The organism is Edaphobacter acidisoli, assembly GCF_014642855.1.
Lineage (GTDB): Bacteria > Acidobacteriota > Terriglobia > Terriglobales > Acidobacteriaceae > Edaphobacter > Edaphobacter acidisoli.
This window is the reverse complement of sequence record NZ_BMJB01000001.1, coordinates 2,958,236-2,980,550: the sequence shown is the minus strand read 5'-3', so window position 1 is coordinate 2,980,550 and position 22,315 is coordinate 2,958,236. Positions and strand designations below refer to the sequence as shown.

Sequence of the window (22,315 nt, the reverse complement as noted above, 5' to 3'; positions counted from 1 at the left end):
ACAAGAAATTCGTCATGCGAAAATATTTCGAGGCCGATGGCGAGACAGCGCATGAAACTCCTTGTAGACAAGGACAATAACTACTCTGTGCATCATCCGCGCACATTTTCTTCTCATGCACGAACGATGTAGGCATATCAAAAACGAGGAGGAGAACGTCTTCACGCTCTCCTCTCACTTCAATTCAAATTCGCAAAAAAATGTGCACGCTGAACTACCACTGCAACAGAAGTAATTCTGAACAGAATGCTGGTCCCATGGCGCCCATCATGCTGTAGCAGCCTGGACTGCCCGGACGATTCAGCAGAAAGTCCTGCATCACTGTCAGGACCGATGCAGACGACAGATTGCCTCTTTGCCGCAGACTGTTCCACGAGGCGGACAGTGCATGCGGAGGCAATCCCAGACTGCTTTCCATTGCCTGCAACACTTTCGGTCCTCCGCTATGGAAGATGAAGCTGCAAATCTGCTCCATGCGCATACCGTTCTCTTCCAAAAAGCCTTCTACCGTGGAACGCAACTCCGCCTTCACAAGCTGAGGCACATCTGCGGACAGCACAATGTTGAAACCGCTCTCATTGATGTTCCATCCCATCAAGTGTTCTGTGTCGGGATAAAACGTTGAGCGCGTTGCCAATATCTTTGGACATGGGTTCTTCACGCTTGTCGGTCTCTTCGCCAGCTCGGTCTCTTCGCCAGCCAGAACCACGGCCGCCGCGCCATCGCCAAAGAGTCCGCAGGCAACAAGTGCGGCCATCGAGCTGTCATTCTCCTGCCACGTCAACGAGCACAACTCGACAGAGAGCAGCAAGGCATACTGCTTCGGATAAGCACGCACATAGTCTGCCGCACGCGAGATTCCTGCTGCACCGGCCACGCACCCCAGTCCAAAGATCGGGATCCGCTTCACGCTGCGCGGAAAGCCCATCTTGTTTACCAGCCGCGCATCAATACTTGGGCAAGCAATGCCGGTCACTGAGGTAAAGAAGATCGCGGAGATGTCCTTCGGCCTGAGTCCCACGTGATCGAGCGCCTTCTGGATCGCCTTCTCGCCTAGCTCCATCGCTCCCTTGATCCAGAGATCGTTGGTTGGGCCAAATCCCGAGATGGTTCCCAGCGTATCCAGCGGAAACATGATGTGGCGGAAGTCGACGCCGCAATTTCCGTGGAGCCGGTCCATCACGTCTGGCATGTCCAGCTTGTCTCTCATCTTTTCTTTAATCGCTCCCGTGATAACGGCTTGCGGATAACGGTGAGGAGGAAAAGCTGTGCCTACGGATGCAATATGCATGGAGTCGTTACCTCTGCGGTGATCTGAGAGGGGAAATACCCTCAATGGACGCGACACAAAAAGGAGTTCGTGTCCTATTGGCAGGAAAAAATACCTGTGGGGTATTGGGCCGGCGACTCGTCAGCCAGACACAGGTGAAGCGCCGGGGGAGGCAATAGACGAAGTATAGAACAGTGCAAAAGGTTGCCTATTCATGCGGGGATTTATTCAACATCGGGTCATCTCGCATGAAATGACCGACTTCCAGTATTGCTCTCAATTGGCGCGAAGGTGTCTGAAGTGTAAGAGAAGATGCTAACTCATGCATAACAGGCTATCTATCTGTACGAGGCCGGTGCGCACTCATCTGTCAAGGCCCTATTTTGAAAATTCGCGCTACGCTGCTCGCGCCAGCTTGCATGCTTAAAATATTGATTGCAGATCCTGTGCTTGCTGAACCGAATAGTTGCAAATCATTGCAACAAAAGCCGGCTTGCACCTGCGACACGATCGAGTCTCAGTGAGTCTCGTTTGATGGGGTAAAAAGAAAACCGCTTCCTATCAATATCTCCATTGTTTTCCTCATCCGCATCGCATCCATTCAACCAAAATTGACCTTCCTGCAACGTCTTCACCACAACCTCCGCATAAATCTCGTTAGCGGAGGTATGTAATGAAAAAAGCGATCGCTCTCCTTATGCTTGCAGCTCTCTCTTCAGCAGGCATCGCCGCCGCGCAGGACTTTGACCATGGCAATCACGACCGGGTTAAGCATGTGCTTCTCATCAGCATCGACGGCATGCACGCTGTCGACCTTGCCAACTGCATCCACGGCGTCAGCACGGTGAATAACGGCGAGTCTTACTGCCCTGCGCTCGCCGCGCTTTACAGCACCGGCGTTAACTATGTGGCGGCCAGCACCTCACGGCCATCGGACTCTTTCCCAGGCCTGACGGCAATCGTCACCGGCGGCAGCCCCGCGCTGACCGGCGTCTATTACGACGTTGCCTACGCTCGCAACTACGATGCCCCCGCGACAACCACCGGCAACGGCGTCGCTGCCGGCCCCTGCACTCCCTATGCTGCACCGACCGGCACGACGACCGAGTATGAGGAAGGCATCGATATCGACAAGACCAAGCTGAACGGCGGCGCACCCGGCGCTTCGCTCACCGATGGCGGCCTCAATTCCATCGACCCGAAGAAGCTTCCCCGCGATCCGGCCACTGGCTGCCAGCCCGTCTTTCCGTGGCAGTTTGTCCGCACCAACAGCATCTTCAGCGTCATCCATCAGGCTGGCGGCTACACCGCGTGGTCCGATAAGCATCCGGCGTACTCGTCGGTTGCCAGCGGCGTTGGGCCTTCCGCGCTCGACGATTTCTATGCGCCTGAGATTAACTCGACCGTCGTAGCGCTTCCCAACGTTCAAACACCCACCGGCCTTGCCTGCAGCACTATTCCTGACCCAGGTTCGGACGTAACCGCCTGGACCAATAGCTTCCAGAACATCCAGTGCTATGACACTCTCAAGGCCAACGCAATCCTGAATGAGATTGACGGCAAAGACCACCTCGGCGTCAAGAGGACCGAGGTGCCCACGATCTTTGGCATGAACTTCCAGGCCGTCAGCGTTGGCCAGAAGCTCATCGAGGCGAGCAACAACACCAAAGGCGGCTACCTCGATGCGGCGGGAACCCCGTCTGCAGCCCTCGTTGGCGAGATCAAGTTTGTCGATGCGTCTATCGGCAAGTTTGTCGCCGAGCTCAAATCGAAGGGCCTCTACGACTCGACCCTGATCGTCGTCACGGCCAAGCACGGCCAGTCGCCGATCGATCCCAACCGCTACGTCTCCAACCTCATCAATGCCTCTTCGCCCGTAACCCTGCTCTCGAATGCAGGCTTCATTCCCGACTCCGAGTCGACCAACAACCCGACCGGTATCGGTCCCACCGAGGACGATGTCTCGCTGATCTGGCTGAAAGACTCGTCCTACACAGCCCAAAGCGTCTCTATTCTTGAGCAGAACGCGGCACAGATCGGTCTCGGGCAGATCTACTATGGCCCCTCGCTCGCGCTCAACTTCAACGACCCGACCAAGGACCCGCGCACGCCGGACATCATCGTGACCCCGAACGTCGGCGTCACCTACTCCGGCAGCACGGCGAAGCAGGAAGAGCATGGCGGATTCGCCCATGACGACACCAACGTCATGTTGCTGGTCTCGCACGACGACTGGCAGCCCAGAACCGTCTACGTGGACGTCGCAACCTCGCAGGTGGCTCCAACCATCCTCAAGGCGCTCGACATCAACCCGGCGTATCTGGATGCAGTTCGCATTCAGGGTACGAGCGTTCTGCCCGACCTGAACCTTGGACGATAAATCATCCTGAATTAACCAGACAGCGGACGCCCTCGGGCGTCCGCTATTTTTTCTGATCGTGCTGTTGGTCCTGAGGTTTTGGTCCCCTTTTTAAAAATCGACTACGGTCAGGTCGAGAGGAAATTCCTGACTTCTGCTGGAGGAAGTTTTATCGAGGCCCTCGTTCCACTCGCCATCGATCCCGGTCTTGTCGAACTGCTCGCGGGAGAGCTGGCCAGCGACCTGAAAGTGGTCGATGACGTAAGGCAGGCCGGATGAGCCCAGCACCGAGGGGCCGTCCATCAGATGAAAGTGCAGGTGCGGCGCGGAGGAGTTGCCCGTGTTGCCCAGCAACGCCAGAACCTGGCCGCGCTTTACGTGCTGTCCTTTGACGACCAGCAGCGAGTTTTTCTGGAGATGCGCGTAGAAGGCGTAGCGGCCATGTCCGAGATCGAGCACGATGTGGTTGCCGTCCACATTTTCGAGCGTGATGGTCTTTGGATCGGGCAGCGAGCCGACCGGCTGGTCATCCAGGTTGGAGAGCGTCTCGACCACGGTGCCGTCGGCCACGGCGATTACTTTGGCGCCGTAGTCCGCATAGTCGTGGACGTCTTTGCCGTCTCCGTGGCTGAATCTTCGGTCGGCGTCGAGCTGCATCCAGTCGATGGCGAAGCGTTGCGCATAGTGGATCTCACCGTTGACCGGCAGGCCTGTGCCCCGATGCGCGCCTGTGGGCTCGCAGCAGCCATTCAGCGCGACCCAGTCCTCGCCGGCAAGCGGCGGGCTAATCACTGCGATGTCTGTGCTCACTGCGATTGGGGCGATGGTGTAGGTGTACGGCACGGCCTCATCTTTCGGCGAGCCGGGCGGCCCGGAGGCCAGCAGGTGAAACCGGTGCAGGAGGGTGTGGGGCACGTGGCTGTTCCCGTCCAGGGTGAAGTCGGCGAGGAAGAGCCGCGTTCCGTTTGGTTCGATCTGCGGTGTCGTTGCGAGTGCGCGTCCCGGGGTCCACAGGCGCACGAGGAGCGCCTCGCCTTCAAACACAGCAAGTGCCTTTGCGGGAGAGTCCTTATCGACGACCTCGATCTGCTGGAGCGTCGCTGGTGCGCTGCCTGTATTGGTGATCGTCAGCTCGTAAACAAGGTGCTGTCGATGGTCCGTCCCTTGAAAGGCGAACGCGGTGGGACGGAGCGGAGACGCAATTACAGGAGTCAGAACATCCTGCGGCTGCGCGGGCACGGTTGACAGAAGAAAACAGAGAACCACCGCGAGAGAAGAGACGACACGCATGGCAGCACGCCCTGGTAACGGAGATTTTCGCTGACAGGCCCGGCTCAGAATAAAGAGCAGGCACATTAAAGCAGAATCTGTTACACGATGGCACCTGTCAGTGCGGCGGGCGCCCCGGTGAGGAGCACCCGCCATGCGCGTTCAGCCTACGCCTTCCCTGCCAACTGGCGCAGCACGTATTGCAGGATGCCGCCGTGCTGGTAGTAGAGAATCTCCTGCGGCGTGTCGATCCGGACCGTCGCGGAGAACTCGGTTGTCTTGCCCTTGTCGGACTCGGCGAAGACGGTGATCGTGCGACCGTTGGCGAACTTGCCGTCGAGCATTGCGCGCAGCTCGCCTGGCTCGCCTACGCGGAAGACCTCTTCGCCCGTCAGGTGGAGCGATTCGGTGTTCTGCCCGGGGAGGAACTGCAGGGGCAGGATGCCCATGCCGACCAGGTTCGAGCGGTGGATGCGCTCGTAGCTTTCGGCAACGACGAAGCGGATGCCGAGCAGGCGCGGACCCTTCGCCGCCCAGTCGCGCGAGGAGCCGGAGCCGTACTCCTTGCCCGCGAGGATGGCGAGCGGAGTGCCGCGCTTCGCGTACTCGACCGAGGCGTCATAGATGGACATGCCTGTGCCCTCTGGCAGCAGGCGCGTGACGCCGCCCTCGGTACCCGGAGCGAGCTTGTTGCGCAGCCGCACGTTGGCGAAGGTGCCCCGCACCATGACCTCGTGGTTGCCGCGACGGGAGCCGTAGCTGTTGAAGTCCGACGCCTTCACGCCATGATCGGTGAGGTACTTGCCCGCCGGGCCGTTCAGCTTGATCGAACCTGCGGGGGAGATGTGGTCGGTCGTGACGGAGTCGCCGAGCAGCGCAAGCACACGGGCACCGTGGATGTCCTCGACCGCCGCAGGCGTCGCGGGCATTTCGTCGAAGTACGGGGCCTTGCGGATGTAGGTCGAGTCCTGCTCCCATCCGTAGGTTTCGCCCTCGGGGAACTTGAGACCCTGCCAGTTCTGGTCGCCCTTCGAGACGGTCGAGTACTCCTTGTGAAACATCTCGGAGTCGATGGAGGCGGCGACGGTCTGGGCGATCTCCTGCTGGGTGGGCCAGATGTCGCGCAGGAAGACGGGCTTGCCGTCCTTGCCCTTGCCGAGCGGGTCGGTGTCGAAGTTGTGGCCGATGTGTCCGGCCAGCGCGTAGGCGACGACCAGCGGCGGCGACATCAGGTAGTTGGCGCGCACGTCGGGCGAGATTCTGCCCTCAAAGTTGCGGTTGCCCGAGAGCACCGAGACGGCGACCAGGCCGTGGTCGTCAATCGCCTTCGAGACATCGGTGGGCAGCGGACCCGAGTTGCCAATGCAGGTCGTGCAGCCGTAGCCCACTATCTGGAAGCGCAACGCATCGAGATACGGCATCAGCCCGGCCTTCTCGTAGTAATCCGTCACGACGCGCGAGCCTGGTGCGAGCGAGGTCTTCACCCAGGGCGGCGTCTTGAGTCCCTTCTCGACGGCCTTCTTCGCCAGCAGACCAGCGGCGAGCATCACCGAGGGGTTCGAGGTGTTCGTGCATGATGTAATCGCGGCGATGACAATCGAGCCGTGGTCGAGGTACTTGTCCGGATCGATCCCGAACCGCGACCTGATCGACACGTGAGGGGCTTCGAGCGCTCCCTCAACCAGCGTGGCCACAGGTACGCTGGGCGACTCGACAACTGCGGCCGCCATGCCAACACTGCTTCCAATATCGCCCGAGGCAGAGGCGGTGCCGCCTTCGCCCTCCCAACGGACCATCTGCCGCGCCTCGTTCTTGTTGCCGTTGGGTCCGAGCAGCGCAGGGAGCTGCTCCTTGAAGTTCGCGCCTGCCTGCGAGAGCAGCACGCGGTCCTGCGGACGCTTCGGTCCGGCCACGCTTGGCTCGACTGTGGCGAGATCGAGCGAAATGGTCGCGGAGTACTCAGCTTCCACTGCATCCTTCGTGTGGAAGAGTCCCTGCTCGCGGAGATAGGCTTCGACGAGCGCGATGTGCTCTTCACTGCGGCCGGTGAGGCGCAGATAACGCAGCGTCTCGGCATCGACCGGGAAGATGCCGCAGGTGGCGCCGTACTCGGGCGCCATGTTGGCGATGGTGGCGCGGTCGGCCAGAGGAAGCTCGGCGATGCCGGGGCCGTAGAACTCGACGAACTTGCCGACGACGCCGAGCTTGCGCAGCATCTGCGTGACGGTCAGGACGAGGTCGGTCGCGGTCGCGCCTTCGCGCAGTTTGCCGGTCAGCTTGAAGCCGACCACCTGCGGAACCAGCATCGAGACTGGCTGGCCGAGCATTGCGGCCTCTGCCTCAATACCGCCGACGCCCCAGCCGAGCACGCCCAGGCCGTTGACCATGGTTGTGTGCGAGTCGGTGCCGACGAGTGTGTCAGGATAGGCCCAGACTTTTCCGCTCGCGTCGGGCGCGGTGGTGAAGACGACGCGCGCGAGGAATTCGAGGTTTACCTGGTGGCAGATGCCCATGCCGGGAGGCACGGCAGAGAAGTTGTTGAACGCCGACTGGCCCCACTTGAGGAAGGCGTAGCGCTCGCGGTTGCGCTGGAACTCGAGCGCGGCGTTCATGTCGTAGGCGCGCAGCGTGCCGAACTCGTCCACCTGCACGGAGTGGTCGATGACCAGCTCGGCGGGCTGGAGCGGATTGATCTTCTCTGGGTCGCCGCCGAGCGTCTTCATGGCGTCGCGCATGGCGGCGAGGTCAACGATGGCAGGCACGCCGGTGAAGTCCTGCATGAGGACGCGAGCGGGCATGTAGGCGATCTCGCGGGAAGGCTCGGCCTTCGGGTCCCACGCGGCGAGGAATTTGATGTCGTCCGCGGTGACGGAGCGACCGTCTTCGTGGCGAAGCAGGTTTTCGAGCAGGATGCGCAGCGAGAACGGAAGGCGCGAGAGATCGCCGGGTTTCTTCTCCAGCGCCTTCAGGCTGAAGTACTGGCAGGTGGTGGAACCGGACTTGAGCGTAGCGAGGCTCTTGAAGGAATCGGGATGCGATTGAGTGGGCATGGTTTCTTCTCCGAAGGCGCGGCTGATTGGTCAGATGCGTCAGCGCGCGAGGTGAGGGCCGTGGCGGCGAACTCAGGCCACGGACAGCGACGGTTGGAAGCTTAACAAAACTTTGGGTGGGTAATCGAGCACAAGGCGATCAGCGCCCGCGGTCGGGGCGGCCATGCCGAAAGCGCTTCGGTCTGGGCAGGCGGCGTGCCATCGGGTTTATTTTACTGCCGATTTGCTGTGGCGCGGTAGCCCCTGTTGCCCGAAGGCTCCCCGCTATGGCCCCACTCGTGCAATCATTCCAATGCCACGAAAAATCACTGCTATCTCTTCCGAAAACAGGAGAATCCCATGAAGCGCCTTCTTGCAGCAGCCCTGATGATGATGACCGCAACCTTCGCCCTCGGCCAAAGCTCGGGAGCGCTCCGTGTCTACTTTGCCGATGTGGAAGGCGGGCAGGCCACGTTGTTCGTGATGCCCTCTGGAGAGAGCCTGCTGGTCGATACCGGCTGGCCCGACCACAACAACCGCGACGCCGATCGCATTGTTGAACTCTGCAAACAGGCCGGCGTGAAGAAGATCGACAACCTGCTGATCACGCACTTTCACATTGACCATGCGGGTGGCATTCCACAGCTCGCCGCGAAGATGCCTATTGGCCGCTTCATCGACCATGGCCCGAATCGCGAGACCACTGACAAGCCGACTGAGGATAGCTGGAATGCCTATCAGAAGGTGTTGGCTGATGGCCACTACCAGCATATGGTGGCGAAACCGGGAGATATCCTACCTGTGAAAGGCATGCATGTCGAAGTCATCAGTGCGGACGGCAACCTTATCAGTACGCCACTTGCCGGTGCGGGACAAGCTAACCCGTTCTGTGCCTCCAGTCCGCTGAAGCCCATCGAGAACTCAGAGAACGACCGCTCGCTTGGCACGCTGATTACGTTTGGTCAGGTTCGCATCCTCGATCTTGGCGACCTGACGTGGGGCGAAGAGCGGCCGCTGATGTGCCCGGTGAACAAGCTTGGCAAGGTGGATATTTACGTCGTCTCGCACCATGGCTTCGACCGCAGCTCGAGCCCGGCGCTGGTGGATGCGATTGCCCCGCGTGTCGCCATTATGGACAACGGCGCAGTCAAAGGCGCCGATCCCGGCGCGTGGACGATTATCCGCAACTCGCCGCGCATCAAAGACCATCCGGGCAATCTGTGGCAGCTTCACACCGCAATCCACAACGATGCCGCGCACAATACGGAGGATTCGCGCATCGCCAACCTTCCTGGCCCTGACGCGGGACACTACCTTGTGCTGACGGTTCGGCATAATGGCAGCTTTTCGGTCACGAACGAGCGCACGCAGACGACTGTTGACTATCCGGCCAAGCACTAATCCTGTGATTGCTTTAAGATTCTCTTGAGCTTCTCTTTTTCTGCCTTTAACTACTGCTGTGCCCTAACCCGCGCCGAATCAGTTAATAAGAAGAATCTGCGGAGGCCCTGGCGACAATGCGCGATGAAGCGCATCTCACAAGCAAAATGCGGGTTTAACCCGGCAGGAGAACGAGGAAGATGCTAGACCCGGTCACCAAATCGATTACGAAGTTAGGGCGCGGCACGATGCTGAGCGCCGCGCTGGCCATGACCACCTTTACCGGAGCAGTGCTGCTGTCGGGATGCCCGAGCAGTTCGGCTCATGCCCAGCAGGTTGACAACTCCAACGTTGACCCCGCGGATGCCAATATGGCTCCAGTCGACGGCAGCCAGGCTGCTGATGCGCAGCAACCGGTCCAATCCAACCAGGACCCGTATCAGGACCAGAGCCAGCAGGCCGTCCAGCAGCCTTCGACCGGCGGCGCGCCCGTCTATCGTCAGGCCCCGCCCGAGAACGAGAGTCAGCAGCAGGCTGACCAGTACAACCAGAATGGACAGAACCCGCCGCAGGCTGCGCCGAGCGATCAGGGTGACCAGTCCTATAATCCTGACTACGACAACCAGGTCGATGCAGGACAGGCCGCACTGGATGATCAGGAGACTGCCCCGCAGGCGCCGCCACCGCTGCCCACCTATCAGCAGCCCGAGGCCCCAGCGCCTGACTATATCTGGACGCCAGGCTATTGGGATTGGGCGCCGGCAGGCTACTACTGGGTGCCGGGCGTGTGGTGCGCTCCGCCGTACTATGGCGCGCTGTGGACCCCCGGTTATTGGGGCTTCTACAACGGCGTCTTCCGCTTCCATCGCGGTTACTGGGGCCCGTACATCGGCTTCTATGGCGGCATCAACTACGGCTTCGGCTACGTTGGCACCGGCTACTACGGTGGCTTCTGGCGTGGAAACCGCTTCTACTACAACACGGCCGTCAACCGCGTGAATGTGACGCGCATCACGAACGTGTACAACCGCACGGTGGTCGTGAACAACTACACGCGCGTCTCTTACAACGGCGGACGTGGCGGCCTGACGGTGCGTCCAACTACGTCGGAGATGGTAGCGATGCGCCAGACCCGCACCCCCGCGATGAGCCTGCAGGTGCAGAACCGCCGCAACGCTGCTGCAGACCGCTCGCAGTTCTACAACACAAACCGCGGACGCCCCGCCATTACCGCTGCACCGCGACCTATCGCTGCCGACCGTGGCATCGCACGTCCGGCGATCCGGCCTGCAGCGCAGGTGCTGCGTCCGTCCAATCGTCCGAACCAACCACAGGTAAGGCCGAATCAGCCGCAGGTTCGACCCAACCAACCGCAGGGACGGCCTGAGCAGCCGCAAGTACGTCCGAACCTACCGCAACAGAGGCCGAATCAGCCGCAGGTAAGGCCCGAGGCTCCGCAGTCGCGGCCTCAGCAACCGCAGGTGCGCCCGAACCTGCCTCAGGAGAGACCGAACCAGCCGCAGGTGCGTCCTGAGTCGCAGCCGCGGCAACAGGAAGCGAGGCCACAGCCTCAGCAATATCGGCCGCAACAACAGCAGTACAGGCCTCAGCAGCAACAGCAATACCGGCCTGCACCGCAGCAGCAAAGACCGCAGCCGCAACAGCAGTATCGACCACAGCAGCGCACGGAACAACGGTCGGCACCTGCACCTCGCTCGGCGCAGGAGCACGGCGATCGGCGTTAGTTCGTTGCAACATCAACAGAGAGGCCACCTGAAACAGGTGGCCTCTCTTCTTTTGCTATCGGAAGAACGCTACTGGCATCCGGCGAACGCCAGTGCTGTCACAGGCAGCGTGGTTCCTGCGACCGGCGTGATCGGAGTTGCCTGTTGCTCGCTCGGTGAGCAGTCCAGCGTGCCGCCTGACGATGGAACTAACGCGATTCCATCAACCGTGTAGGACGCGGGCAAGACGCTCTGCGCAAGTGTCGTGCCGCCAGCCGCGAATGCACCGACATACGGCACGGCTGCGGGCAGGAGCAGCGTGTAGCTCACACAGTCCTTAGCGGCCGGACATGTAGTACTGCTTCCCGTCGTCAGGGCCAGGACTGCGTTAGCTGTGCTTGGAACCTGCGGCATTGTCACCGTCAGGCCAGTGGCTACCTGCTCCAGTGCGCTCACCTGCACGTCGATGCTGGTTGCCGCCGCGGGCGTAGCTCCGTTCTGCGAGGTCACCATGCCTTGCAAGCTTGCGGCCGCCGAAGCAACTGTCGAGGGATGGAGTTGCACTGTACCCAGTGCTGAACCGGTTGAGACACCGGTGATTACGGTCGGTGCATAGACGGCCGATGCGCTCGTCTCGCCCACGATCACCACATCGTAGGTGCCGCTGGGCAACGGACAGAAGACGAACTGGCCGCTGGTGTTGGTCAGTGTGTTCATGAAGACACGATCCACACCATTGGCGTCCTTCTGCTCCAGCGCTACCAACACTGGGCCAGTGGTCGGATTGCCGGTGACGCTGTCGATCACCGTACCGTTGATCGAAGTCGCCGATGTGGTCACTTCGCCGGCGTGAAGGACGGGCTTCAAGCGAAACACGCCGTTGCCTTGCTCGACGATCGACACGCAGGTGTTGAAGTCGATATCGAGCTCCTTGGTGTCGCCTGCCGCTACTGTCAGACCACCATTGGCGATCTGCCCGGGTGGGATTTTGATGCCGGTGTTCGCCTCACTCGAGAGCTGAAGCGTATGTACTGTGTTGTCATTCAGCACAACGCAGTTGGCCACTCCGTTCGTGCAAAGGTTGTTGGGCAGCTCTTTACTGTCCGTGGCCGAGGTGTTGTCTGTGAGGATGACGCGAATCTGCTGATACTTGCCTGGTTGCAACTCCTGCGGATCGCCGAGCGAGGCCAGAAAACACTGGTTGGACGCCTGCCCCAGCAGGTCGATCTGCACCGGGTGACCGGAGAGCCCGGGAGTCAGATCAACCCAGCCTGAATCGCTCGAGCCCGCGCTGCTGCTGACGTTCGCCTGTACATCGGCGATTGTCACATACACATGCTCGAAGGGCCCATTCGGCGCCTGGCAGGTCGAAGGATCGCTTACCTGCAACTGCACGTGCGCCATGCCTGAGGCCGGCGCCGTAGTGTTTCCACTGCAACCTGCGATGACGGCGGCGACAGTGCCTACGGACAGCAATGCCGGTAACAAATATCTGGTGGAGAGAAGAGATTGTTTGAGTCGAGAGGATTGTCGATCACAACTTTTTGCTTCCATGGCCGGATTCACCCTATTCTTTCGGTTAATATTTCTGGGATTCGGTCAAGGCAGCTTCAAAGAGACTCAACGAGACAGGCAGGATAATTGGCATCTTTGGCAGAGTAGAGACGCCGCTCCGGGTGACATACAACTCTTAACGATTCGCGCTGCTCGAAGGAACGGGTCGTAGTCCTGAGGTCTGCAAGCGGTGTGATGCCAAAATCTTTGCGCAAGGTTTTTCATAGTTGTAAGCTATTGCACCTTCTACTAGCAACCGCGAAGCATCTGTGGCATATTCCTGGCTCGATTCGCACTATTGGCTATTTACTTGCTCCACTGGCTATTATTTGCTGCAAATCCAGCGGATACAGCAAGATAAAACGCACCGAACGAACAGCCCGGTATCCTAGCTTGTGGGAGACAATACCTCCATGCGCATCGCGCTCTTTGGCGGCACGTTTGATCCACCTCACCGTGGGCATCTGGCCATTGCCAAAGCCGCCGCTGACGCCTTGGAGCTTGATCGCGTTCTGTTTGCGCCGGTGGGGCGTCAGCCGCTTAAGCTGGACGCTCATTCGTCCACTTACATTGATCGGCTCTCCATGGTGATGCTGGCCTCGAAGCACGACCATCGCTTCCAGCCTTCGTCGCTCGACGCACCCAACCCCAACGGCAAGCCCAACTACACCGTGGATACACTCACGCTGCTGCGCGCGCTTTATCCCGACGCAGCTCTATTCAATCTTGTCGGCGCGGATAGCTTTCTGGCGCTGCCGCATTGGCGGGAGCCTGCGCGTTTGCTTGAACTTGCCGAATGGATCGTCGTCAGCCGTCCTGGCTTTCCGCTCGACAGCATCGCTGCGCTCGGCCTGACTCCTCAGCAGAGAGCGCGTGTTCATCTGGTGGAGAGCGTTCACGACGATGTATCGGCTACGGAGCTTCGCCAGCGCCTTCATGATGGTGACGCGTGCGAGGACCTTCTGCTGCCTGAGATACTCGCTTACATTCGCGAGCACAACCTTTACGTTTGAACTTCGTTTCCATAAGACAGGCAGGCGGCAACGTGCTATCGTGTGGAGTCGCACGAAGGGATTGCTGCGCCCATGTCGCTAACTACACCTGCGAACCTCACGCCCGGGTATGCGCCGGATGGATCGGCGCAGGTAGATGTCGTTGACCTGCAGCAGCAGATTGCGCGTTTGCAAGCGCTGCTGGAGACCTCGCGGCAGGTGCACTCGACGATTGAGCTGAACGAGGTGCTGGAGGCCGCACTGCGCATCGTTGTGCGCGAGCTGGAGCTTCCCGGCGCGCTCATTACCGAGCCGCGGACGCTCTACGGCATGATGCCGCCCGAGCCGTGGAATGGCTGCGAACGCTTCCCGCTGCGTGCGAAGGATGGCTCTACCTGGGCCGAACTGGTTGCGGCGCCTCCGCCAGATCGTGAGCTTTCGCTCTCTGAGCAGGACTTTCTCGAAGGCCTTGCGCTGCAGACTGAAGTTGCCGCTGAGAATGCGCGGTACCACCAACGCAATCTGGAGTGGATGCGCGTACAGCGCGATCTTGAAGCTGCGCGGCTGATTCAACGCAGCCTGCTGCCACAGACGCTGCCCTCGATTCCTGGCTACTCCATCGCCTTCCGCTCGACGGCCTGCTACGAGGTGGGCGGCGATTACGTGGATATTGTCGAGCTGCCCGGAGGCCGCCAGATCATGGCTGTGGCCGACGTAGCGGGCAAAGGATTGGCCTCAGCCATCGTCTGCACTGCATTTCGTGCAGCGTTTCGTGCGACTGCCTTTGCTGGCGTTCCTCTGGCCGAGCTTGCCGCACGCCTGAACGGGCAGCACTACGCCGAAGGCCCGGAGACGCGCCGCCGCTACGTAACGGCAATCTTTCTTGGGCTCGATCCTGCTACGCATACGCTTGAGATCGTCAATGCTGGCCATAACCCGGGGTTCCTTTTGAGCAAGGGCGAGGCACATCAGATTGCCGCCAGCGGTACACCTATCGGGCTGGTGCCCGGTATGCAGTACGCTGCGGAACAGTTTGTCTTTCCAGCAGGATCGCGGCTGCTCTTCTACACGGACGGCCTGACAGAGGTATTTCAAGGCGATGATGAATTTGGTGCCGATCGGCTGCTGGCCTCATTTCAGCGATGCAACCTGACCGAAAGTGCTGCTATTCTCGAAACGCTGTGGCACGAACTCGACGATTTTTCCGGCGGAGCGCACCAGCAGGACGATATGACCGCACTCGCGCTCGTCAGAGAGCAGGCGTAGACGCAGATGGCCAACCCCAAAGGCAGACCTGTTGAACTGCACATCCCCTCCCGCATCGGGTACGAGAAGATTGCTATGGGCACCGCAGCCAGCGTGGCTAAGCTCATGGGCTTCCCCGACGACCGCATCGAAGATCTGAAGACCGCTATCTCTGAGGCGTGCATCAACGCAATCGAGCACGGCAACAAGCTGAACGAGAACCTCTCGGTCGGCGTCAAGCTGGCCGCCCACGGCGACAGCCTTGAGGTAAAGGTGCTCGACAACGGATCCGGAATTCGCAACCAGCCGGCTAAACCCGACATCGACCGCAAGATGCATGGCGAAGAGGACCCGCGCGGCATGGGCATGTTTCTGATCCAGGCGCTGGTCGACGAGGCCGAGTGGGTCAACGATGCAAACGGCGAGGGCAGCTATGTCCGGCTGGTAATTAAACTCGACAAGGAGGCCGACTAACGTGACGACCGAGACCCGTACCAACATCGACCAGATCTCCGATGGCAACAACGGCCGTATTACCGTGCTGCGCTTTGCCGGCGATATCTCCTCCACCTCACGTTCGGCGGTGCTTGGCAGCTATGCCGGCGTCGACAAGTCCTTGCCTGTTTTGCTGGATTTCTCAAAAGTTGACTACATCAACTCCAGCGGAATCGCGCTCGTCATCCAGATGCTGATGGAGGCCAACAAGCTCGGACAGAAGGTAGCAGCCTTCGGACTTTCGCCCCACTTCCAGAAGGTCTTCACCATGGTGGGCATTGCCAAATATGCCGGGATTTACCCGGATGAAGCCGCGGCCGCTTCATCGATCTCGAGCTCTGCCAGCGCTTAAATCGCCAGACTCCTATTCCGCCGCAGAGAGTCAAGATGGTGCGTTGTCTCGCCTCCAACCGCGTTTCTTTGGGCCCACCTGTGCTGTGAGACGAACCGTTTGTCTGGCCTGAAAACGCACCCCGATTTCCGCCTTAACTGCAATCTACTGCGCTGAGAAAAAGCGGGTCTTCCGCCAGTTACCTTGTTTTTCAGGGATTTTCCTGTTGTATCCGACGTTTGCCTTTGGCATAGAACGTGCTCCGTTTTTAGCAAACGAACCGAGTTCATCGAGAATTTTCGCCTGGCGCTTTGCTCGTCGAAAGTGTGTTCGGAGGGATACAGCATGAAGCACCTTCTTCGCCTCTTCTTTGTACTTGCCTTGGTCTTTGGGTCCACTCACTATGCCCATGCAACCAACTTTCATGTAACTGTTCTCGACCCAAGCAATATCTGCGTATCGAACCCTTCGGCGTGCGTTATCTTTGACACAACTGCCCCATTCTCTGCGACGTTCTCTGCGAGTACGTGCCAGATTGCCGGCGTGCCAGGTCTTCCGTCTGACCCTACGACCTATGGTTGTCTCGGGTTATTTAACGCGACGAGCGACCCCATCACCTCGATCAACCTGAGCTTCCCTGGCCTCGGGGCTCTGACTTTTCAGTGCGACACGACTGGACCCGGCGTTATCTTCTCAGGTGCCAGTTGCGGATCATCTGGAGGCGTTGACACTTTCGACTTCTATGATGGTTCGCTTGATCCCCTTCACTTAGCCATCATCTATGAGAACGGCGCAGACCCAGACCTATTTGACGGCACTGGCACCGTCAATACGCCGGAGCCAGCCTCGCTCCCATTGCTACTGACTGGCCTGCTCTTTGCGGGTCTCTATCTTGGCAAGCGCCGCAATCTGCTTTTGGGCATTACACAGAAATAGTCGACCCGATTCATGTGCATATGAGAGACCTACACCTCCGCGGTTAGGTCTCTTTTTTTTCTGCAAACACAATCCGTTGCTACTTCCTTCAGTAAAATCCTGCCGACGACATTGCCTGCCGTGGTGTAGTCTCTAGTCGCCTCATTTTTTGTGTCGCGAGGGTCGGGTAATGCTTCGCGCTGGTCTGCTTCTGCCGCTGATGCTGTTGCTGCTGTCTCCGTCTCTGCCGGGCGAAGCTCAGCCTGCGGCGGGCGGGACTAGCGGCGTCGCATCTGCCGATCACGTGGTCTACGTGAAGCTGGGCACATCGGCAATCGAACTTTATGGTCCGTGGAAGTTCCATACTGGAGATAATCTCTCCTGGGCGCAACCCGGATTTGATGACTCCGGATGGGCGAACATGGGCCTGGTGCCGCCTGAAGGGTCCGACGGCTATGTACCCGGCTGGACTGCTCGCGGGTATGCAGGCTACTCCGGCTATGCCTGGTACAGGCTGCAGGTCGTCGTCGAAGGCACGCCGGGGCCACTTGCGCTGAAGATGCCTGAAGGCGTCGATGACGCCTATCAGGTCTTCGTTGACGGCGCGCGCATCGGTGAGTTTGGCTCCTTCGGAACAAGGCATGTCACTGCATACAGTGCGCTGCCTCGCGCCTTCCGACTTCCGCCGGACATTCGTGACAGAACAATCACCATCGCCATCCGCATGTGGATGGACAGCGCCACGCCCTTCAACAGCCCCGACGCCGGCGGGCTGCATGGCCCGCCCGTGCTGGGCTACGCCTCCATCATCGGGGCGCAGGTGCAACTCGATTGGGATGCGATCGCACACTACATCGGCAGCGGCTTTCTGGAGATGCTGATTCTTGTCATGGCGCTGGTGATGGCGCTCACCCTGTTCTGGCTCGACTGGGATGAGAAATCGTATGTGTGGCTCGCGTTCGTCTGCCTGGCCACCATCATCAGCAACGGCGTCGTGCTGCTCGACAACTTCACGACCGCCGTGGGCCAGACTGCAAGCGTGCTGGTAACGGATGTCTTCGCGACACCGTTACGCATCGGCTGCTGGGTGCTCTTTTGGGGATTTTGGTTCGGCCTGCCGCGCATTCGCAGATTGCACAGCGTCGTGTGGCCTGCTGTCTTCCTGCTTGCACTTGGAACAGCCTTGTTGCGCGCGCCGCTTTACGGGCAGCATGTGCCGGTGCATGCTGCGACGTGGATTGAGCCGCTGCGCCTCTGTCTGAAGCTCTACCTTGGCGTGCTGCTGCTGGTCGTCGCCTTTCAGGGGTTTAAGCGCAACAAAGCTGAAGGCGGTCTCGCTGCAACGGCCGTCATCTTTGCTGTCTTCGCCAACTATCAACATGAGCTTCGCATCGTCCACATACCGACGGCATTTACTATCGTCGGATTCAGCATCTCGCTGGGATCGCTCTCGACCATTGTCTCGCTGCTGCTTATCACGATCATGCTGCTGGCACGGTTTATCGCCGCACGGCGCGCGGAAGAGCAGTGGAAGCTCGAGATCGCACAGGCCCGGCACGTACAGGAGGTGCTGATTCCCAACAAGCTGCCGCAGGTCGCCGGGCTCAGCATCGAAAGCGAGTACCATCCCGCGCGCGAGGTTGGCGGTGACTTTTTTCAGATCATCCCCGGCGAGGACGACGACTCGGCGCTGGTCGTCGTTGGTGATGTGACCGGCAAGGGTTTGCAGGCAGGCATGCTCGTTGCATTGATCGTCGGCGCTGTTCGCCTGCAGGCGCAAGTGGACAACAACCCGCAGCAGGTGCTGGCGGCGCTCAACCGGCAACTCTCTGAGCGCGAACATGCCAGCGCTACATGCCTGGCGCTACGCTTTATGCCCGATGGTCTCGTTCAGTTGGCCAATGCAGGCCACTTGCCTCCGTATCTCAATGGAGTAGAGATGCAGATCGAGGGAGCGTTGCCGCTCGGCATTCTGCCAGATATAACTTATCCGACGCTCTCGTTCCGGCTCGATTCGGGTGACTCTCTTGTCCTCATGTCCGACGGCGTGGCCGAAGCTCAGGACACTCATGGAAACCTCTTCGGCTTCGGGCGCACCGAAGAGCTGCTACGCAGTTCTTCCTCACCCTCGAAGATCGCCAGAGCAGCAAAAGAGTTTGGCCAGACGGATGACATCCTTGTCTTGAAAGTGCAGCGGACCACAACAGAAGCGGCCTTTGCTGATAAAGCTGTTGCACTTGCGAACTGATCCTGCACTGGATTTGAAAGAAAAGGCCCGCCTATGGAGGCGGGCCTTTTTCACTTGATTTGTGACACCTCAGAACGTGAACTTCGCCCAGAAGCGAACGTTTCTGTTCGTGGCCACGCGGACATTCGAGGCATTCAGAAACGAGTTGCCGTTTCCGATATGCAAGACGTTCGTATCCATGATGCCGACGTCGTTGTGGTTGAAGACGTTCTGCGCCTCGCAGCGGAGCACGAACGAGCCGGACTCCAGATGCGTCCACGGAGCCGGAATGTCCTTCTCGACCGCGACGTTCCAGTTGGTTGTGCCCGGGTTGCGATAGCTGTCACGGCCGATCATCAGCGGCGTGACCTCTGCGCCGCCGTTCGGAATCAGCCAGTGGACCTGGCTGGTATCGACCGGCTTGAACGGGTTGGCTGGAGTGAAGCTCTGGTTGCTCTGGGCCGCAGCCGCAGCCGCCGAGGCGTTGGCTGCCTGCGTCTGGTAGTAGTACGTCTGGTCGTAGTAGGTGCCGTGCGCGCCGCTGTAGATCGGGTTGTTGTTCTGGTCGAGGACCGGAGCCAGATTCAGCCCATCGCTGCCAGCCGTGTTGATGGCAGCATGTGCATTGCCCACCAGCGGACGATCGTTGGCGGTGCTGCCATCATGGTTGATGTCGAGGCCGCTGACATTGAAGCTGCTCGGCGGCCCGGCCTGGAGCTGGGTTGTGCCCGAGAGGGTGAAGTTCCGGGTAAACCCGCCATAGAGGGCGTTGACCAGCGAGTTGTCGGAGTGCAGCCCGGAAGGCGACCAGGAATAGAGCACCGAGAAGTAGTTCGGGAAGTTATACGCCGAGTCGCTCCAGTCCTGCCTGCGTCCGCCCGGCGCAAGGTTGGCCGAGTAGGACGTGGGCGAGTTGAACGTGGCGAATATCTCCGAAGCATCGTCCATCGTCTTGCTGTACGTATAGGTCGCGCGGAAGTAGAGCCCGTGCGAAACCGAACGCGAGACCTCCGTCTGGAGGCCGTCATACTCCGATGCTCCCGAGTTCGTGCGGCCGTTGATGATGCCGCGCGCCGTATTGAAGCGGTTGCCTGCTGCAACTGCCGCCGGAGTAGTGTTGTTCAGGTAGTTGAGTTGCTGGTTCGCATAGAGCCTGCGTCCGCGAGTGCCGACGTAGTTGACGGTCAGCTTCAACTGCGCAGGCAGCTCGCGCTCGAACCCGAGGTTGAACTGGTACGTGGCCGGGTTGCGCAGGTTCTTGTCGATGCCGCTGGTAATCGAAGAGTACGGCCCCAGCGAGGACGGGATCGTCGGAATCAGGCCAGTTGCGGGCCCCTGCGGATTGGTCGCCGTCGCCACGAGTGTACCCACGGTCGCGTTTGGAGAAGACTGGGCGCTGTTGATGGCAATGTTGGCAAAACTGTTGTCATAGAAGATGCCGGCGCCACCATGAAATACGGTCTTGTTGCCTCCAAGCCAGCCGCCACCGGCAGGCGAGTAGGCGAAGCCAAACCGCGGTCCCCAGTTGTTGGTGTCGTTCTGGATCTTGTAGACATTCGTGATCGGTGCATACGGGTTGCTGAAGTCGAGTCCGGGATACGGAAGCGAATTCGCCGGCTCGGTCAGGTAGTCATAGCGCAATCCGAGGTTCACCGTAAGCTCGGGCGTGAGCTTGATGTCGTCCTGCACAAAATAGGCGCTCTTCCAGATGTGTGGATCGACGCGCGTCGGGCCGAGGCCTATCTGCGCATAGCCGCTCAGACCCAGTCGGTTGTTCAGGAAGTTCGCCAGCCCGGATCCGTTGTTGTCGACAGCGAAGTTCAACTGACCGTAAGGCTGCTGCGCCACCAGCAGCGTCTCGAGCACGCGGCCCACGTCCGCACCGATACGCAGTGACTGTCTGCCGATGGTCCAGCCGACCGTGTCCTGGTACTGGTAGTTGTCCTCCTTGGTGCCCTGGGGTATGTTCTGCGAGAGTCCCAGCACCGGCATTCCATTGTCAGTGAAGTTGATATTGAAGGTCTTCGCCAGCGGATTCGCCAGAGCGTCCGGCGTCGGTGCGAAAGTGAACGCGATGCGCGTCTCCGACACGCGGAACTCGTTCAGCAGAGTCGGCGTGAAGATGTGGGTCCAGTTGCCCGAGCCCAGATCGGTGTAACCGCCCACTTCGCCGTCAAAGCCCGGCAGCCCGGAGGTATTCAGCTGAATGTCCGGTAGGAAGTTATTGCGATCGTGCAGGTAGCGAAAGCCGAAGCTGTCCTTCTGGGTGGGCGTGAAGTCGATCCGGTAGAACCACTGGGTATCCGGCGACTGCTGCGCCACGGGAGGACGCTCGAAGATCGCCGTATTCACGATACATCCGCCAGCCGGGCAGCTCGCGCCGGACGGATTGCCCGCGTTCAACTGCTCCACCGGCTGCGAGGACGGCGTGAGCTGCTGGTAGTTCTTCAGGTACGAACCGTTGGCCAGCAGACCCTGCAGCAGGGCCACCTGCGGACCACCGATGGAGGTCAGTGTGGCATATCCGTCCGCATCGGGAAGCTCGATCGAGGGCGAGTTCGTGTTGCCGTAGTAGCGGGTGAACATCGTGCCGCCAAAGGCGAAGAGCTTGTCGCGAAGAATCGGGCCGCCGAGCTCGAAGCCATACTGATGCTGGTCATACCGAGCCTTGTTGGCTCGGCTCATGGAACCTTTGCGCGTCTGGCCATCGACCGAGTTCAGGCCGGAGCCCGAGTACAGCTCGAACGCCTCGCCGTGGTAGTGATTCGTGCCGCCGCGGGTGACCATGTTCACCACGGCGCCGCCTGCGCGGCCAAACTCCGCCGGAGCGGAGGTGGTATAGACCGTCTCGGACTCAAACATGTCCGGAATCTGCGGCTGGAAGGCCTGACCGTTCAGGCCGATGTCGTTGATGTCCTGGCCGTCGAGCAGGTAGTTGTTCGCTCGCGGGCGGGCGCCGTTGACCTCGACTTGCTCATACTGCCCGCCTGCACCCGCAAGGTTCAGCGACATCTGATTGATGTACTGTGCACCGGCGACGGTCGAGACCAGCTCGACTGGATTCAGGGAAAAGATGGGCACCTTCGACAGCTCCGTCGTACCGATGCTGGTCGAGAGTGCGCCGTTATCCAGATTGATACTGTTCGAGTTCGCCTCGACGTTGACGGTGGTGTTCACCTGGCCGGGTTGCAGGACTGCGTCGTAGCTGGTCACTACTGAGGGCGTCACCTTCAGCCCCTTGACGTCGAGCGCCGTAAATGCGGCTGCTTCAATATGCAGACTATAGGTGCTTGGGTTCACTGCTTCCAGACGGTATGCACCCTCTCCATTCGAAAGCGTGTTGCGTACCTCGCCAGTTAACTCACTTGTTATGACAATTTTCGCGCCGGGCACAACGGCTCCGGTCTGGTCGCGGACTACCCCCGCCAGAATTCCCTTGCTGGTTTGTGCCAGGCTGACGCCAACCATTACTGTTAGCGCAACCAAAATTGCTCCTAAATATCGAAAACGCATAGAGATGCCTCC

Annotated in this window: 14 protein-coding genes; 9 read left to right on the top strand and 5 right to left on the bottom strand. The window is 59.8% G+C overall.

The annotated features are described in order from the left end of the window. Positions 1–214: 214 nt before the first annotated feature. Positions 215–1,291, bottom strand: a complete 1,077-nt coding sequence (locus IEX36_RS12135) for a type III polyketide synthase (protein WP_188759539.1) — start codon at positions 1,289–1,291, stop codon at positions 215–217. Between the two features lie 652 nt (positions 1,292–1,943). Here IEX36_RS12135 and IEX36_RS12130 point away from each other — a divergent pair. Next, entirely contained in the window at positions 1,944–3,650 is a 1,707-nt protein-coding gene (locus tag IEX36_RS12130) for an alkaline phosphatase family protein (protein ID WP_188759538.1), read from the top strand. A gap of 90 nt (positions 3,651–3,740) precedes the next feature. On the opposite strand, the gene IEX36_RS12125 is transcribed toward IEX36_RS12130, so the two are convergent. After that, entirely contained in the window at positions 3,741–4,919 is a 1,179-nt protein-coding gene (locus IEX36_RS12125; protein ID WP_188759537.1) for a M23 family metallopeptidase, read from the bottom strand. A 146-nt stretch (positions 4,920–5,065) separates the two neighbouring features. Continuing rightward, the gene (locus IEX36_RS12120; RefSeq protein WP_188759536.1) at positions 5,066–7,948 is read right to left on the bottom strand and encodes an aconitate hydratase; all 2,883 of its coding nucleotides are present in this window, start codon (positions 7,946–7,948) and stop codon (positions 5,066–5,068) included. A gap of 339 nt (positions 7,949–8,287) precedes the next feature. On the opposite strand from IEX36_RS12120, the gene IEX36_RS12115 reads away from it, so the two are divergent. After that, on the top strand, positions 8,288–9,328 hold the full coding sequence (locus tag IEX36_RS12115; RefSeq protein WP_188759535.1) for a ComEC/Rec2 family competence protein: 1,041 nt from the start codon (positions 8,288–8,290) through the stop codon (positions 9,326–9,328). 179 nt (positions 9,329–9,507) lie between these two features. Next, positions 9,508–11,052 (top strand): YXWGXW repeat-containing protein, encoded by a 1,545-nt coding sequence (locus IEX36_RS17495; RefSeq protein ID WP_229668922.1) that lies wholly within the window; start codon positions 9,508–9,510, stop codon positions 11,050–11,052. 69 nt (positions 11,053–11,121) lie between these two features. Here the strand turns inward: IEX36_RS17495 and IEX36_RS12105 are convergent, their stop codons facing one another. Then, positions 11,122–12,519 (bottom strand): DUF4382 domain-containing protein, encoded by a 1,398-nt coding sequence (locus IEX36_RS12105; RefSeq protein ID WP_229668921.1) that lies wholly within the window; start codon positions 12,517–12,519, stop codon positions 11,122–11,124. A 479-nt stretch (positions 12,520–12,998) separates the two neighbouring features. On the opposite strand from IEX36_RS12105, the gene nadD reads away from it, so the two are divergent. The 6 genes from nadD (at position 12,999) to IEX36_RS12075 (ending at position 18,811) form a co-directional block, all read left to right on the top strand. Then, on the top strand, positions 12,999–13,598 hold the full coding sequence (gene nadD, locus IEX36_RS12100; RefSeq protein ID WP_188759534.1) for a nicotinate-nucleotide adenylyltransferase: 600 nt from the start codon (positions 12,999–13,001) through the stop codon (positions 13,596–13,598). 72 nt (positions 13,599–13,670) lie between these two features. Then, entirely contained in the window at positions 13,671–14,843 is a 1,173-nt protein-coding gene (locus tag IEX36_RS12095) for a PP2C family protein-serine/threonine phosphatase (RefSeq protein ID WP_188759533.1), read from the top strand. A gap of 6 nt (positions 14,844–14,849) precedes the next feature. After that, positions 14,850–15,296 (top strand): ATP-binding protein, encoded by a 447-nt coding sequence (locus tag IEX36_RS12090; RefSeq protein WP_188759532.1) that lies wholly within the window; start codon positions 14,850–14,852, stop codon positions 15,294–15,296. Between the two features lies 1 nt (position 15,297). After that, entirely contained in the window at positions 15,298–15,669 is a 372-nt protein-coding gene (locus tag IEX36_RS12085) for an STAS domain-containing protein (RefSeq protein WP_188759531.1), read from the top strand. A 324-nt stretch (positions 15,670–15,993) separates the two neighbouring features. Continuing rightward, the gene (locus IEX36_RS12080; RefSeq protein WP_188759530.1) at positions 15,994–16,584 is read left to right on the top strand and encodes a PEP-CTERM sorting domain-containing protein; all 591 of its coding nucleotides are present in this window, start codon (positions 15,994–15,996) and stop codon (positions 16,582–16,584) included. Between the two features lie 169 nt (positions 16,585–16,753). Further along, positions 16,754–18,811: a PP2C family protein-serine/threonine phosphatase gene (locus IEX36_RS12075; RefSeq protein WP_188759529.1), complete on the top strand. Its 2,058-nt coding sequence runs from the start codon at positions 16,754–16,756 to the stop codon at positions 18,809–18,811. A gap of 69 nt (positions 18,812–18,880) precedes the next feature. Here the strand turns inward: IEX36_RS12075 and IEX36_RS12070 are convergent, their stop codons facing one another. Next, entirely contained in the window at positions 18,881–22,276 is a 3,396-nt protein-coding gene (locus tag IEX36_RS12070) for a TonB-dependent receptor (protein ID WP_229668920.1), read from the bottom strand. Between the last annotated feature and the right edge of the window lie 39 nt (positions 22,277–22,315).

Coding starts and splice junctions, on each gene's coding strand:
- IEX36_RS12080 (WP_188759530.1), top strand. CDS start 15,994: ATGAAGCACCTTCTTCGCCTCTTCTTTGTACTTGCCTTGGTCTTTGGG.
- IEX36_RS12130 (WP_188759538.1), top strand. CDS start 1,944: ATGAAAAAAGCGATCGCTCTCCTTATGCTTGCAGCTCTCTCTTCAGCA.
- IEX36_RS12120 (WP_188759536.1), bottom strand. CDS start 7,948: ATGCCCACTCAATCGCATCCCGATTCCTTCAAGAGCCTCGCTACGCTC.
- IEX36_RS12125 (WP_188759537.1), bottom strand. CDS start 4,919: ATGCGTGTCGTCTCTTCTCTCGCGGTGGTTCTCTGTTTTCTTCTGTCA.
- nadD (WP_188759534.1), top strand. CDS start 12,999: ATGCGCATCGCGCTCTTTGGCGGCACGTTTGATCCACCTCACCGTGGG.
- IEX36_RS12090 (WP_188759532.1), top strand. CDS start 14,850: ATGGCCAACCCCAAAGGCAGACCTGTTGAACTGCACATCCCCTCCCGC.
- IEX36_RS17495 (WP_229668922.1), top strand. CDS start 9,508: ATGCTAGACCCGGTCACCAAATCGATTACGAAGTTAGGGCGCGGCACG.
- IEX36_RS12075 (WP_188759529.1), top strand. CDS start 16,754: ATGCTTCGCGCTGGTCTGCTTCTGCCGCTGATGCTGTTGCTGCTGTCT.
- IEX36_RS12135 (WP_188759539.1), bottom strand. CDS start 1,291: ATGCATATTGCATCCGTAGGCACAGCTTTTCCTCCTCACCGTTATCCG.
- IEX36_RS12095 (WP_188759533.1), top strand. CDS start 13,671: ATGTCGCTAACTACACCTGCGAACCTCACGCCCGGGTATGCGCCGGAT.
- IEX36_RS12115 (WP_188759535.1), top strand. CDS start 8,288: ATGAAGCGCCTTCTTGCAGCAGCCCTGATGATGATGACCGCAACCTTC.